Genomic DNA, 14,394 nt, shown 5'->3' with positions numbered 1-14,394 from the left:
TATTTGAAGGTTCAAAGTGACAGAGTGACAAAGGGGCAAAGATGGTAAAGGTTCTAAAATTCTGATACAGAAAAAGCGCATAAATCAAATTTGATTTATGCGCTTTTTTTTTGAGCCTTTGTCACTCTGTATCTATGTCACTCTGTACTCTAAAACTTTGTTTTACAAAGAATATTTTAAAGTAACTCCGTACGTTCTTTGGTCGCCAATAACACCAGCATATTGTCCTGCGTTACCACCTGCAGGTAATAATTGCTCGTAGTAATCTTTATTCAATAAGTTACGTCCCCAAAAGTGAACCGATAAGCCTTGCGAAGCGCGGAAACCTAAACGTGCATTAAAAATAGCATAACCCGGTACAATTAAATATTTTGAAGCCGAAGGGCTTGAAGAAAATTCAGAACGTGCATACCCATCAAGAGCAACAAATATTTTGCCTCTGTTTCCAAAGAATGTTGCATTGTCAGAAAGCTCACCGCCTAATGATCCTGCCCATCTTGAAGCTCCCGGTAAATCAGTTCCTGAAACATCTTTGAAAGATACTGGTGCACCAGTTTCTTCTAATGGAAGTGGAGCATTTGTAAATTTCACATATTTTCCATCCGTATAAGTTGCTGCAGCATTTACTGTTAAATGAGAGCTAAATACGAAACTTGCATCTAATTCTGCACCTCTTACACGTACTTTGTCAGCATTTGCGAGGTAACCACGGTTTACACCTAATTCAGCAGCCTGAACGTTTGTTTGGAAATCTTTAATGTCTGTATTGAAGAACGTTAAGTTGAAAATCGAATTTTTAAAAGGAGAAGTTTTTACTCCAATTTCGTAATGATTTACTTTTTCAGGTCTGATTACAGCAAGATCAAGTAACGGATTTCCTTTTGAATCTGTTGGAAGTCCAGCAACGTTTACACCAACTGGTTTATAACTTTTAGCATAAGTTGCATAAGCATTGATTTTGTCTGTAACTTTATAAGTCAATGTTAAGTTTCCTGAGAAATCGGTATTGTCTGTACTTGAGTCAAATGCTTGATCAGAGTAAACAGATTTTTTCAAAGCAATTAATGCTGGATCATTAGTTTGTAGACCTCCGTACGTTTTACGAGCATAGTGAGCATCTTTTTTGTCAAAGTTATATCTCAAACCTGGTAAAATATGCAAACGTTCTGTAATTGCCCAGTCAATTTGACCAAACACTGCAGCACTTGATGCTCTGATTCTTGCATCAGTCTTAATTCCGTATCCTTCAAAAAGACCTGGAGTTTTCCACAATGGACTTGTAGAACTTTGAGAGAATCTCCATTGTGCATTTCCAGATTCTTCAGTACCATCTGTCTGAGAAGTTTGATCGATGAAGAATGCTCCAACAACACCACTAACTTTTGTAGAAAGTTGACCAGCATAACGTACCTCTTGAGTAACTTGCGTTTGTCTTGTTGGGTTTTGAGATTTTGCCAATACTTGCAATCCTGTAAAATCCCTGTCATTTGATGGATCCCAGTTCCAGAATCTCCAAGCTGTAGTCGAAGTCAATGTTCCAGGCCCAACTTTTGTATCTATGTTAAGCGAAACACCTCCCATGTCTTGATTAGATCTCCATGGTGTATCTTGATCGATTTTACGGTCAAAAGCATTCAAGGTAGGCAATTGATAATTTAAATCTTTAATAATGGCATTAAATTGACGGTAAGCAGCTCTTTGAGTAGGAGCAACACCAGCCACAACCTGAGCATATCCATCAGGACGTTGTGTTGTAATATCTGCTGCCAAAATAATATTCGTATTTACAGATGGAGTCCAAAGTAATTGTCCTCTAATACCTTGGTTGTTTAACGTATTTGTTGGTCTTCCAGTAACAATATTGTCAATTAAACCATCTCTCTGTGTTCCTGAAAAAGAGATTCTTCCAGCAACTTTTTTGCCTAAAGCTCCAGTTACAGATGCTTTAGCTTGTAAAAAGTTATAATTTCCATAGCTTACTTCAAAATCAGCTCCAGTAGAAAAACTTGGTTTTCTAGTCGTAATATTAAAAGCACCAGAAGTAGTATTTTTTCCAAATAATGAACCTTGTGGTCCACGTAAAACCTCGATTTGCTCAACGTCGATAAAATCTAAAGTTGTTGCCGCTGGACGTGCGTAGTAAACACCGTCAACGTAGAAACCAACACCTGGATCGATTCCGTCATTTGTTAACCCAAAAGGAGAACCTAAACTACGAATGTTGATACCAGTATTTCTTGGATTTGAAGAGTAAAGCTGTACAGAAGGAACAAGTTCTTTGATGCGGTTAACGTTAAAAGCTCCTGTTTGTTCCGCTTGCTTTCCTGTAATTACAGAAATTGCAATTGGCACATCCTGAACTTTTTCAATTCTTCTTCTTGAAGAAACCACAACTTCCACAAGTTCATTTTCTTCATTTAAAACGATTTGCAATGGTGTTGCAGGCAGATCAGAAATTTCTAATTCGGTAGTTTTATAACCAACGTATTGAATTAAAAGTGTAACAGGAAGTTTTCCTTTAGTGTCGATACTAAAATTTCCTGTAGCGTCTGTAATAGTGTTTGTAGTAGTTCCTTTAATAACAACATTTGCTGCTTCTAATGGAGTATTTTCAGTTGTTTTAACTACACCTTCGATCTTCTGTCCAAATGAGATTGAAAAAGTTAAAATAGATAATAATGTAAGTATATTTTTAATCGAATTTTTCATTTTTATATTAAGTATATATGATTAGTAGAGTTTATAATAAAATTTTTTTTATCAACACATACACATCATACAGGAAATGCTTTTTGCAGTTTTGAACTGACTATTAGAATTTGTTTGCAAAAGACTTTTGGTTACGCCTAATAAACTGAAATGTTCTTTCATGAGTTAAAAATTTGTAATGGTTTGTTAATTATTTTTGGCAAATATATACAAATTCTATTAAATCGATAGGGTTTAGGGAATATTTTTTTATTTATTTACTAATGAGGCAATTGTAATGCCTTCCATAGCCTTCAAAGTTTTGTCTCTAATAAGCATTAAACCGTGACGCAGACTGCATTCAGACTCGGTTTTACAATCAGAGCAAGGCTCGTAAAAATTTAAAGAAGCGCATGGCAAAAGAGCAATTGCACCGTCAAATAATCGGTGAATTTCTGCCAAAGTAATGTCGTTTTTAGATTTTATCAGATAATAACCGCCAAATTTTCCTTGCTTGCTGCTCACAAAACGTCCTCGTTTTAGATCTAATAAAATTTGTTCTAAAAACTTTTTAGGAATGTTAGCTCCATCAGCAATTTCTATAGTTCTAGAAATGTGATTTTCGTCTTGTTCAGCTAAATAAAGTAAGGCCTTAAGGGCGTATTTTGCTTTATGTGATAACATCTATATTAAATTATGAATTGTAAATTTAACTAAAATAATTTAGTAAAACCTAAACTTGAAACGTGAAACAAAGAAAACTTTAAACAAAATAATTTTACCAGCTTCCGCCAGAACCACCGCCAGAGAAACCTCCGCCGCCAAATCCACCGCCGAAACCGCCTCCGCCGCCAAAACCTCCTCCTGATGATCCACCACCGAAGCCTCCAAAACCGCCTCCGCCGCTTCTTCCAAGATTGCTCAAAATAATAACATCGAGCAGGCTAGGGCCACCGCCATTGTTTCCAGAATTTCCTCCGCCACCTCTTTTATTGCGAGAAAGTAATATTAATACAATTACAACAATAACGATGAAAGGCAGTATTGGGAAATCTTTTTGTTTTGTTTGTTTGCGTTCGCCTTTGTATTTTCCTTTAAAAACATCAAAAAGAGCATCGGCTCCTTTATCAAGTCCGCGATAATAACTTCCGGCTTTAAACTCTGGAATAATAATATTTCTTGTAATTTCTCCACCAATTCCAGCAGTTAAGCGATCTTCTAATCCGTAACCAGGCGAAATCCATATTTTTCTTTCCGTCTTGGCTAATAAAATTAAAACTCCGTTGTCTTCATTCGCTTGCCCAATTCCCCATGCATGAGCCCATTTTGGCGTAAGAATACCAATATCTTCGCCTTTTAAGCTTTCAATAGTAATGACTACAATTTGGGTTGAGGTTGAATCAGAATAACGAATTAGTTTTTCTTCTAATTGTGTTTTTTCAGAAGCACTTAAAACATTCGCATAGTCGTAAACTGAAGTCTGGAAATCAGGTTTTTTAGGAATATCAAATTGAGCAAAAATAGTATTGCTGATAAAAAACGCGATAAACAAAAGTGTAAACTGAAAAATTCTATTGGAATTTGAGATTGTATTGTTGGAATTTTTCATTATTTATCCTTTTGATATTTCGTTAGATAATTCGTTTATATCGTCTTCCTGAGATGGGAAATACTTTTTCAATTGTTCGCCGGCATTCAAAATACCATCAACAATTCCTTGCTTAAAATTACCAGATTTAAAATGATTTGTCATGACATCTTTGGTGCAATCCCAAAAATCAGCGGCAACTAAATCATTAATTCCTTTGTCGCCACAAATCACGAAATTTTTGTCTTCAACTGCAAAATAGAGCAATACGCCATTCTGCAATTTAGTTTCATCCATTCGTAATTCATGAAAAACTTCTAAAGCTCTGTCATAATGAGCTTTAGAAGTTGTTTTTTCTATATGTACTCTAATTTCGCCAGAAGTATTATTTTCAGCCATTCGAATAGCTTCAACAATGGCTTGTTCATCTTCTTTGGATAAAAAATCTTCTACTTGTGACATTTGAGTAATTTTAGATATTAGATTTCAGATATTAGATTTTTTGACTAAATCTCAGATTCTAAGGAGTCTAAGAAGTCTAATAGTCTAACTTTAGAATTTTACTTCAACAGGTTTATCAGCACCTTCAACAGCGTTGAAATATGCTTTTTCTTTGAATCCAAACATACCTGCAAACAAACTATTTGGGAATGTTTTAATGTGGTTGTTGTAAGGAGCCACAGCTTCGTTGAAACGAGTTCTTGCTGTTAAGATTTGATTTTCAGTACTAGCCAGTTCATCTTGTAATTTCAAGAAATTCTCATTAGCTTTTAATGTTGGATATTGCTCAACCGAAACTAATAATCTTGATAAAGATGAAGATACGCCACTTTGCGCTTTGTTGAATTCTGCAAGTTGTTCTGGAGTAATGTTAGATGGATCTACCGTTACGCTTGTTGCTTTTGCACGAGCTTCGATAACAGCTGTTAAAGTTGATTTTTCAAAATCAGCAGCACCTTTTACAGTATTTACTAAATTTCCAATAAGGTCGTTACGTCTTTGGTAAGCCGTTTGAACATTTCCCCAAGATTGTTCTACATTTTGATTTAATGTTACCGCAGTGTTGTTAATTCCTTTAACCCAGCTGTAAATTCCAATAATAAGAACAGCTCCAATAATCCAAGGCAAAAATCTTTTCATGAGTGTTTAATTTAAGTTTGTTTCTATTTTTATTTAATTACAATTCGTTTTTGATGTCGTTTAATTGTGTTTTTATGGTCTCTAATTTACGTATTATTTCGAATTTATCTAATGTTTTCTTTTGGCCTTCTTTTAAGTGCGTTTTAGCGCCTTCGAGCGTAAAACCTCTTTCTTTGACTAAGTGATAAATCAGTTGTAAGTTCGTAACATCTTCTGGCGTAAACATTCTGTTGCCTTTGGCGTTCTTTTTTGGTTTCAGAATATCAAATTCGCTGTCCCAAAATCGTATCAAGGATGCATTGACATTAAAAGCCTTGGCAACTTCGCCAATACTGTAATATCTTTTATCTTTTGAAAGCTCAATATGCATGTTTTTTTATTTATAATTTATTTCAAAAATAATACTTTTTATACTATTAATCTAACGATTGGTTTTCCTGGTTCGCCATTTGTGAAATTGCTACATATTCGACAGCTGAAATATTTCCGTAATAAAAATTAAGCGGATTTACGACTTTTCCGTCTTTATGAACTTCATAGTGGCAATGTGGCCCTTCAGATCTTCCTGTACTTCCCACATAACCAATTACGTCGCCTCTTTTGACTTTTTGCCCGGGTCTGCAGTTGTATTTGCTTAAATGCGCGTACAAACTTTCGTATCCAAAACCATGCCTAATCACCACATGATTTCCAAAACCAGAAGCGGAGTTGTCAGCTCTTGCGACTACACCATCACCGGTTGCATATACGGGAGAACCTGTATTTGCGGTGAAATCCATTCCGTTGTGCATTTTTCTTACTTTGGTGAAAGGATCAATTCTATATCCAAATCCCGAAGCTACTCGTTTTAAATTTTCATTTTGAACAGGCTGAATTGCCGGAATTGCAAGTAATAAATTTCCTTTTGTACTTGCTAATTTTAAAATATCGTCTAATGATTTGGATTGAATTGCCAACTCTTTTGAAAGTTTATCCATTCGTTTTGTAGCATTCATAACCAATTGCGAATTGTTATAGCCTTCTAATTTTTTATATCGTTTCGGATCTCTGAAACCTGCTTTTCGAATCGAATCTGGAATTTCACTTTTATTAAAATAAACACGATAAATATTATTGTCTCTGTCTTCTAATGCTTCAGCTACATCATCAATTTCGTCCATTTTTTTGTTTAAAATGGCATATTGCAGTTTCAGATTCTCAATTTCTCGTGCTTGCAGACGATCTTTTGGAGTTTCGAAATAAGGAGTGTTGATTAGTAGTACAAAAACTAAAAAGCCAAACAACGCCGAAGCCAGCAAAAACAGCAATGCGTAACCGATTTTGATTCTTTTTCTGGTTTTTATTTTCGTATAAGCCAGATTTTCTGAGTCGTAATAATATTTTACTTTCGCCATATTTTAAAATACGCTATTTTTGCAGCTTGTAAAATAAGTTAGTCGAACAAAATTACTAAATGTTTCAGTTGTCCGAAGCTTTTTTTCAAGAATTAAATAATTAGATAATTGAGTCAATTTGATAATTAGATAATGTATTTGTAGGTTACTTTATTGTTGTAAACGATAAGTTTTTAATCTTCAATTATCTAATTGACACATTATCAAATTGACACATTAATAAATTGACACATTTTCTAATTTTAATATGAAATCACAAGACGTACGTAAACAATTTTTAGATTTTTTTGAGAGTAAAGGGCATACAATTGTTCCTTCAGCTCCTATTGTGCTTAAAGACGATCCAACCTTAATGTTCAATAACTCGGGAATGGCCCAGTTTAAAGAATTTTTCTTAGGGAACGGAACTCCAAAAAGTCCAAGAATAGCCGATACGCAAAAATGTCTTCGTGTTTCAGGAAAACATAACGATCTTGAGGAGGTTGGTATTGATACGTACCACCACACTATGTTTGAGATGTTAGGAAACTGGTCTTTTGGTGATTACTTCAAAAAAGAAGCAATCAACTGGGCTTGGGAACTATTGACAGAAGTTTATAAAATTCCGAAAGAGAATCTTTATGTTTCTGTTTTTGAAGGAAGTAAAGAAGATAATGTTCCGTTTGACCAAGAAGCTTGGGATATCTGGAAAACTTTAATCGATGAAGACCGAATTATTCTTGGAAACAAAAAAGATAATTTCTGGGAAATGGGAGATCAAGGACCATGCGGACCATGTTCTGAAATTCACGTTGATTTACGTACTCCGGAAGAAAAAGCTGCAATTTCTGGAAAAAGTTTGGTAAACAATGATCACCCACAAGTTGTTGAAATCTGGAATAATGTATTCATGGAATTCAACCGTAAAGCGGACGGTTCTCTAGAAAAACTTCCTGCACAACACGTAGATACCGGAATGGGATTTGAGCGTTTGTGTATGGCGTTGCAAGGAAAAACATCAAATTATGACACTGATGTTTTCATGCCTTTGATTAGAGAAATAGAGACTATTACCGGAGCAAAATATACTGTTAAGGCTTCAAACGAAGCAGAAGATAAAGTAAATATCGCAATCCGTGTTGTAGCAGATCACGTTCGTGCTGTAGCTTTCGCTATTGCTGACGGACAATTGCCATCTAACACAGGAGCTGGATATGTAATCAGAAGAATTTTGCGTCGTGCAATTCGTTACGGATTTACTTTCTTAAATACGAAAGAGCCATTTATTTATAAATTGGTTGAGACTTTAAGCGAGCAAATGGGAGATTCTTTCCCGGAAATCAGAACGCAAAAAGCACTTTGTTCGAATGTTATTCGTGAAGAAGAAAACTCTTTCTTGCGTACACTTGATCAAGGATTAATTCTTTTAGATGCTGTAATTTTAAATAATCAAGGAGATACAATCGATGGTAAAAAAGCTTTCGAATTGTATGATACATACGGTTTCCCAATCGATTTAACAGCTTTGATTCTTTCAGAAAAAGGATTGAAATTGGACGAAAAAGGATTCCAAGAACAATTGCAATTACAAAAAGAAAGATCTCGTGCAGCATCAAAAGTTACTGCTGGAGATTGGAATGTAATTGTTGAAGATGATATTCAGGAATTTGTTGGTTACGACAGATTATCACAACAAGTGAAAATCACTAAATACAGAAGAGTTGATAGTGTAAAAGATGGTGAAATTTACCAATTGGTTTTCAACGCAACTCCATTTTACGGAGAAAGCGGAGGACAAACGGGTGACAAAGGATATTTAGAATCTCAAAACGGAGATATCATTTATATCATTGATACTAAAAAAGAAAACAACCAAACGATACATTTAACACAATCGTTACCAGAAAATATTACAGCAACTTTTAACGCAGTTGTTGATGCAAATCAAAGAGCTAAAACTTCGTCAAATCACTCAGCTACGCACTTATTGCACCAAGGTTTGCGCAAGATTTTAGGAACGCATATTGAGCAAAAGGGTTCGATGGTTCGTAATGCTTCATTGCGTTTTGACTTTTCTCACTTCTCTAAAGTTTCTGATGAAGAATTAGTAGAAGTAGAAAACTTCGTAAATGCAAGGATTCGTGAGAGTTTACCATTAATCGAAAAAAGAGCAATTCCAAAAGAACAAGCTCTTGAAGATGGGGCAATTGCTTTGTTTGGAGAAAAATACGGAGATTTAGTTCGTACAATTAAATTTGGTGATTCTGTCGAATTATGCGGAGGAACACACGTTGCAAATACATCTGATATCTGGCATTTCAAAATTGTTTCTGAAGGAGCTGTTGCGGCTGGAATCAGAAGAATTGAAGCGATCACTAGTGAAGCTGCAAAAGAATATTTTGAGTCTCAGGCTGTTTCTTTAAACGAAATTAAAGAAGCGCTTAAAAATGCGCAAGATCCTGTAAAATCGATTTTGGCTTTACAAGATGAAAATGTGCAGTTGAAAAAACAATTGGAAGCTTTATTAAAAGATAAAGCTAAAAATATGAAAGCGGATCTGGCTAAAGAATTACAAGAAATCAACGACGTTCAGTTTTTAGCAAAACAAGTAGATTTGAATCCGGAAGGAGCAAAAGATTTGGCTTATGAATTAGGGAATTCTTATAATAACCTATTCGTTGTTTTCGCAACTGCTCACGAAGGAAAACCAATGTTGACTTGTTACATTTCTAAAGAAATAGTTGCAGAGAAAAACCTAAACGCTGGACAAGTTGTTCGCGAATTAGGAAAATATATCCAAGGTGGAGGAGGCGGTCAGCCTTTCTTCGCAACTGCAGGAGGTAAAAATGTTGATGGAATTGGGGAGGCTTTAGCTAAAGCGGTGGATTTCGTGAAGTAAGATTTTTTTAATCTCGCAAAGACGCAGAGTCGCAAAGTATTTTTATGCTTTGCGACTTTTTTTATTATTTAATCGCTAAGGTTTTGTTTGTGAAGTAAGATGTGTTTTTATTTCGCAAAGTTAAAGAGTCGCTAAGTTTTTTAAATTTTATTTTTGTAAGTTTATACTTTAATTTTTAAGAGATGAGTGAGAATGAGATTTCGGCTGTTGTAGTTGATGTTTGTTATAAAATACATGTAAAATTAGGGCCGGGATTATTGGAATCAGTTTATGAAGCAATTTTGCATCATGAATTAACTAAGAGAGGATTAAGTGTAGAAAGACAAAAAACTTTGCCCGTTATTTGGGATCAAATAAATCTGGATATCGGTTTTCGAGCAGATTTAATAGTTGAAAACAAAGTAATTCTAGAGATTAAATCAATCGAACAACTAACAGATATTCATGCAAAACAAGTTCTTACATATCTCAAAATCACAAAAATGAAATTAGGTTTACTAATTAACTTTAACGTACCAATTATCAAATTCGGAATAAAACGAGTAGTTTCAAATCTTTAATTAAACACTTAAAAACTTAAATAAAAAAGCAGAGTTGCAAAGCCTATAAAAAAACTTTGCGACTCTGCGACTTTGCGAGATTCTTTACGCGCAATTATTTTCTTTCCCCAATCTGCTGGCGCCACATCGCATAATAAAGCCCTTTCTCCACAATCAAATCATCATGTTTTCCTTGCTCGATGATTTTACCTTGTTCCAGAACAAAAATCCTGTCAGCATGCATTACGGTTGACAAACGGTGCGCAATTAGAACCGTGATTCTGTTTTTATCTGAAATATTTCTAATTGTCGCGTTAATTTCTTCTTCAGTAATAGAATCCAAAGCAGAAGTTGCTTCATCAAAAATCAATAAATTTGGGTTTCTAAGGATCGCTCTGGCGATAGATAAACGCTGTTTTTCTCCGCCTGAAACTTTAATTCCGCCTTCGCCGATTGTTGTGTTTAAACCATCTTCGGCACGTTTTAATAATTTTTCACAACTCGCTCTTTTTAAAGCATCGTATAAATCTTCATCACTTGCATTTGGTTTTACAAACAAAAGGTTTTCGCGAATTGTTCCAGAGAATAACTGCGCATCTTGCGTTACAAAACCTAATTGCTTTCTTAAATCTAATAAATCAATTTCAGTCGAATCGATGTCATTATATAAAACTTGTCCTTCCGCAGGCGTGTAAAGTCCAACTAATAGTTTTACCAAAGTCGTTTTCCCAGATCCAGATGGTCCTACAAAGGCAACAGTTTGTCCTTGCTTGATTTCAAAATTGATATTTTCGACCGCTTTGAATTTGGCAGTTCTGTGCTGAAAACTCACATTTGTGAAAAGCAATTTCTGAATTGCTCCCACGTGTTTTGGAGTTTTTGGACGGAATTCCTTTGGAGCATTCAACAGATTTTTGAAATTCTCCATCGAAACCTTAGTTTCATTTAAAACAATAATAAAATTTCCTAATTCCTGCAACGGACCAAAAATGAAGAAAGTAAAGAAAACCATTGTCAGTAAATCACCCACAATAATTTTTCCTCCAAATAAGAAATAATACAAAGTGAAAACGACACAAGTCCTCAAAAAGTGAACTGTGGTTCCCTGAATGAAACTTAAACTTCTGATGAAACGTACTTTTTCTAATTCTAATTGCAGAATTTTAAAAGTATTTAAGTTCAAACGTTTTTCTTCCTGATATGTTAAGCCAAGACTTTTTACAAGCTCAATGTTTCGCAAACTCTCTGTTGTAGAACCTGCCAATGCATTGGTTTGATTTACAATTTTCTTAGAAACAATTTTAATTTTTTTACCCAAATAAGAACTTACTAAAGCAATAATTGGCGCAGTAATCAAAAAGATAATCGAAATTCTGTAATCGATGCTAGCAACATAAACGATAACAAAGATGAAACCGATAATAGTTTGGAAAATTAAAGAAATCGCAAGCGTAATCAGTTTTTCAGAATCAATTCTAACTTTAGTCAATTTGCTCAAAGTTTCACCGCTTCGTTGATCTTCAAATTCGGCATAAGGAAGATCAAGTGATTTTTTGATTCCGTCAGTATACATTTGAGCACCAGTTCTCTGAATGACAACATTGGTAAAATAATCCTGAAAGTTTTTAGTAATTCTTGAAACCATTGCAGCTCCAAGAGAAAGCCCGAGCCAGAATGATAACGATTTAATAAAACCAGCAGCGTTTCCCTCATATTTATGCAGACCAACACCGCAGTCCTGCATTAATTTACCGGTAATAATAGAATCTGATAAGCTGAAACAAATGTTGATAGAGGCCATAATCAAAGCAAAAAACAAAAGCATTTTGTGTTTGATTATATAAGAATATAATAATTTCATATGATTTTTTAGAAAAGTGGAAGATGCAAAAGTAAGCAATTGTTTGGGTTTGTAAAGTTGATTTATGTTATTTAAAATGTAATTTATTTTTAGAAGTTATTTTTTATTCGTTAAATCCAATTGATAAGAAAAGAAAACTTGAGAAAATACGTATTTAAATTTTTGTAGGATGATATTATAATATGACTTTAAAAAAAAACAAAACTTTGAAACCTTGAGATTGTGTATTAATTAGTTAACATTCTGCTTTAATGTGTTTTCTCGGTTTTATACCAGAATAAGTTTTTTAAATAATAAAATAAGTTAAATTTTAACTCCGTTTAGGTTGTTTTTTTTATTTAATTTTAGGTCACCACTAGCAAATTGACCTAAGAAAATGAAAAAGATACTATACCTTTTCGGTATTTTAGCTTTGTTGACTTCCTGTTCAAACGAAGAGTCATACCCTAATTCTACAGAACAAATTTTACTTAAAAAGCAAGTTATAACCAATTCAGAAGGAAAAGTTACAATTAGCTATCAATATGAAGCAAATAAAATTGTAAGTGTAACTGATGATTCTGGAGAACTGAATCTTTTTTATACTTATACTGGTGATCAAATTACTCAAATTGATTTTAAAACGCAAAATGGCATAGTACAGCAAGTAAATACTTTTGCCTATAATGCTGACGGAAAACTGGAATCTTTTTTAAAAGTGCAATCAGAAAACGTTGATGGATCTATCTTAAAAACGGGATATAAAGAAATTTATACATATACAGGAAATGATGAAATTTCAGTACAATCTTTTCGAGGAGATGCCATTTCCCAAGGATTGGATGCGGGAACTTTTGTGATCAAATTTACAAATGGAAACGTCAGTGAAATTGTAGGTGTAAATGCATCAAATCATAAATATGTTTTTGACAATAAAAGCAATTTTTCTAAAAACATTTTGGGAATGGATAAAATTGCATTTGTTGGCGGAGAGAGCATTGGAGTATACAATAATATAATTTCGAATACTATCGCTGGCGAAGCGGTATCATCACATTCTTATACCTATAATAGTGGAGGTTATCCTATAAGAAGTACGGACAAAGAAAATGGAGAAAGCTATTCTTCAGAGTATTTCTATTAAAAAATAAAATCAGTTCGTTCAAAGTTGGGAGGACCACTTTTGGGTTTGATCATGAAATAAAACTAAATTTCCATTATCATGTAATTCTAAACGGCATTCGCCTAAATAGACAAAATCGCTACTTTTCCAGATCGTATACGTTGAAGAGGCTAAGTTGCTTATTTTGCTTTTAATAACTAAATTACCTTGTTCCAATAAGCAACTTGTGGAGCGTTGTGATGTGTTTCCGGCAGTCCAAATTGCTTTTAGACTTTTTGTATCAATAATGCTTAATACGCCTTTTTTGAAATCGAGAATATACAATCCGTTAGGTGATTTTATACGACGTGTAAAAGGAATCAGGTCAATGCGTTCTTTAGAATTTACCACAGATTTTGAAGGATACGGGTACCAAATACTTATAAATTGTTTGTCGATTTCAGAGAGTTCTTTTGATTCTGGAACACCAACTCCGTTTAAGGTCAGAGCAGGATAAACATAGTAATGCATTATGGAAAGAGGATCGTATTTGCTATAATTAGTCTGATTATCATTGTATTTAAAAAGCACAAATTGATCCACATCTTCTTTAGACCAGCCCATAAGATCACTGTAATATTTATAAACTTTTGGTAAATTCCACGCAATGTTAGAATCGGGATTTGACTGTTCGTGCACGAGTCCAAGTGCATGGCCAAATTCGTGTAAAACCTCTCTTTTTGTCGTTGTTTCACTTCCTAAAGTAGTCCAGCCAAAATTCATTGATGGCTCGTTCTGATAATTTGCCGAGTAGCTGGTAGAATTTCTTCCCAACACAGACCAGCTACTGCCGTCGTTCTTCCATCTGAAACTGATTCGGATATCTGCGTATTCAGTAATGGAGACATATTCGAATTTTAGATTTGCGTATAATGTCCATTCTTTGGCGCATTCTTTTACTCTTTCCTGTAGAGAACTATCGCCATTTAAAAATTTAATTTTTATGGTTTGACCTGTTTCCCATCTAGGCCAAATTATAATAGCGGCACTTGGTTTTGAGGCAGAAGTATTACGTGAATTAATGAAATCAAAAGTACACATATGTATGTTTTGAAATGACTTAGTTTCTGTTCTGGTTTTATTTATGATTTGTGAATTTGATGATAAAGTAACTATCAGGAAGGCAATTAAAAATCGTATTTTTTTCATGTAAATTATTCTGATT

12 protein-coding genes are annotated in these 14,394 nt (G+C 34.2%); 3 read left to right on the top strand and 9 right to left on the bottom strand.

Going from position 1 to position 14,394, the window contains the following annotated elements; genetic code table 11:
* Positions 1 to 162: 162 nt before the first annotated feature.
* The 7 genes from RB619_RS17545 to RB619_RS17515 all read right to left on the bottom strand — a co-directional run bounded on the left by RB619_RS17545 (position 163) and on the right by RB619_RS17515 (position 6,810).
* On the bottom strand, positions 163 to 2,709 hold the full coding sequence (locus RB619_RS17545; RefSeq protein ID WP_308099863.1) for a TonB-dependent receptor: 2,547 nt from the start codon (positions 2,707 to 2,709) through the stop codon (positions 163 to 165).
* A gap of 249 nt (positions 2,710 to 2,958) precedes the next feature.
* Positions 2,959 to 3,372, bottom strand: a complete 414-nt coding sequence (locus tag RB619_RS17540; protein ID WP_053470541.1) for an Rrf2 family transcriptional regulator — start codon at positions 3,370 to 3,372, stop codon at positions 2,959 to 2,961.
* A 94-nt stretch (positions 3,373 to 3,466) separates the two neighbouring features.
* Complete coding sequence (locus tag RB619_RS17535; RefSeq protein ID WP_308099860.1) at positions 3,467 to 4,297, bottom strand: TPM domain-containing protein; 831 nt, start codon at positions 4,295 to 4,297, stop codon at positions 3,467 to 3,469.
* A 3-nt stretch (positions 4,298 to 4,300) separates the two neighbouring features.
* Positions 4,301 to 4,738, bottom strand: coding sequence for a TPM domain-containing protein (locus RB619_RS17530; protein WP_308099859.1), 438 nt, complete (start codon positions 4,736 to 4,738; stop codon positions 4,301 to 4,303).
* A gap of 90 nt (positions 4,739 to 4,828) precedes the next feature.
* The gene (locus RB619_RS17525; protein ID WP_264552092.1) at positions 4,829 to 5,416 is read right to left on the bottom strand and encodes a LemA family protein; all 588 of its coding nucleotides are present in this window, start codon (positions 5,414 to 5,416) and stop codon (positions 4,829 to 4,831) included.
* A 37-nt stretch (positions 5,417 to 5,453) separates the two neighbouring features.
* Positions 5,454 to 5,786, bottom strand: a complete 333-nt coding sequence (locus RB619_RS17520; protein ID WP_053470537.1) for a MerR family transcriptional regulator — start codon at positions 5,784 to 5,786, stop codon at positions 5,454 to 5,456.
* A gap of 46 nt (positions 5,787 to 5,832) precedes the next feature.
* Positions 5,833 to 6,810, bottom strand: coding sequence for a peptidoglycan DD-metalloendopeptidase family protein (locus tag RB619_RS17515; RefSeq protein ID WP_308099855.1), 978 nt, complete (start codon positions 6,808 to 6,810; stop codon positions 5,833 to 5,835).
* A gap of 247 nt (positions 6,811 to 7,057) precedes the next feature.
* On the opposite strand from RB619_RS17515, the gene alaS reads away from it, so the two are divergent.
* Entirely contained in the window at positions 7,058 to 9,688 is a 2,631-nt protein-coding gene (gene alaS / locus RB619_RS17510) for an alanine--tRNA ligase (RefSeq protein WP_308099853.1), read from the top strand.
* A 182-nt stretch (positions 9,689 to 9,870) separates the two neighbouring features.
* Complete coding sequence (locus RB619_RS17505; RefSeq protein ID WP_308099852.1) at positions 9,871 to 10,248, top strand: GxxExxY protein; 378 nt, start codon at positions 9,871 to 9,873, stop codon at positions 10,246 to 10,248.
* 94 nt (positions 10,249 to 10,342) lie between these two features.
* Here RB619_RS17505 and RB619_RS17500 read toward each other — a convergent pair whose 3' ends face one another.
* Positions 10,343 to 12,088, bottom strand: coding sequence for an ABC transporter ATP-binding protein (locus RB619_RS17500; RefSeq protein WP_308099850.1), 1,746 nt, complete (start codon positions 12,086 to 12,088; stop codon positions 10,343 to 10,345).
* 376 nt (positions 12,089 to 12,464) lie between these two features.
* Here RB619_RS17500 and RB619_RS17495 point away from each other — a divergent pair, with 376 nt between their 5' ends.
* On the top strand, positions 12,465 to 13,211 hold the full coding sequence (locus tag RB619_RS17495; protein ID WP_308099848.1) for a membrane lipoprotein lipid attachment site-containing protein: 747 nt from the start codon (positions 12,465 to 12,467) through the stop codon (positions 13,209 to 13,211).
* Positions 13,212 to 13,229: 18 nt separating this feature from the next.
* Here RB619_RS17495 and RB619_RS17490 read toward each other — a convergent pair whose 3' ends face one another.
* Positions 13,230 to 14,378 (bottom strand): M12 family metallopeptidase, encoded by a 1,149-nt coding sequence (locus tag RB619_RS17490; protein ID WP_308099846.1) that lies wholly within the window; start codon positions 14,376 to 14,378, stop codon positions 13,230 to 13,232.
* Positions 14,379 to 14,394 lie beyond the last annotated feature (16 nt).

Source organism: Flavobacterium sp. LHD-80 (genome assembly GCF_030929605.1).
Lineage (GTDB): Bacteria > Bacteroidota > Bacteroidia > Flavobacteriales > Flavobacteriaceae > Flavobacterium.
This window is presented reverse-complemented; position numbering and strand designations above follow the sequence as displayed.

Coding starts and splice junctions, on each gene's coding strand:
- RB619_RS17545 (WP_308099863.1), bottom strand. CDS start 2,709: ATGAAAAATTCGATTAAAAATATACTTACATTATTATCTATTTTAACT.
- RB619_RS17540 (WP_053470541.1), bottom strand. CDS start 3,372: ATGTTATCACATAAAGCAAAATACGCCCTTAAGGCCTTACTTTATTTA.
- RB619_RS17535 (WP_308099860.1), bottom strand. CDS start 4,297: ATGAAAAATTCCAACAATACAATCTCAAATTCCAATAGAATTTTTCAG.
- RB619_RS17530 (WP_308099859.1), bottom strand. CDS start 4,738: ATGTCACAAGTAGAAGATTTTTTATCCAAAGAAGATGAACAAGCCATT.
- RB619_RS17525 (WP_264552092.1), bottom strand. CDS start 5,416: ATGAAAAGATTTTTGCCTTGGATTATTGGAGCTGTTCTTATTATTGGA.
- RB619_RS17520 (WP_053470537.1), bottom strand. CDS start 5,786: ATGCATATTGAGCTTTCAAAAGATAAAAGATATTACAGTATTGGCGAA.
- RB619_RS17515 (WP_308099855.1), bottom strand. CDS start 6,810: ATGGCGAAAGTAAAATATTATTACGACTCAGAAAATCTGGCTTATACG.
- alaS (WP_308099853.1), top strand. CDS start 7,058: ATGAAATCACAAGACGTACGTAAACAATTTTTAGATTTTTTTGAGAGT.
- RB619_RS17505 (WP_308099852.1), top strand. CDS start 9,871: ATGAGTGAGAATGAGATTTCGGCTGTTGTAGTTGATGTTTGTTATAAA.
- RB619_RS17500 (WP_308099850.1), bottom strand. CDS start 12,088: ATGAAATTATTATATTCTTATATAATCAAACACAAAATGCTTTTGTTT.
- RB619_RS17495 (WP_308099848.1), top strand. CDS start 12,465: ATGAAAAAGATACTATACCTTTTCGGTATTTTAGCTTTGTTGACTTCC.
- RB619_RS17490 (WP_308099846.1), bottom strand. CDS start 14,378: ATGAAAAAAATACGATTTTTAATTGCCTTCCTGATAGTTACTTTATCA.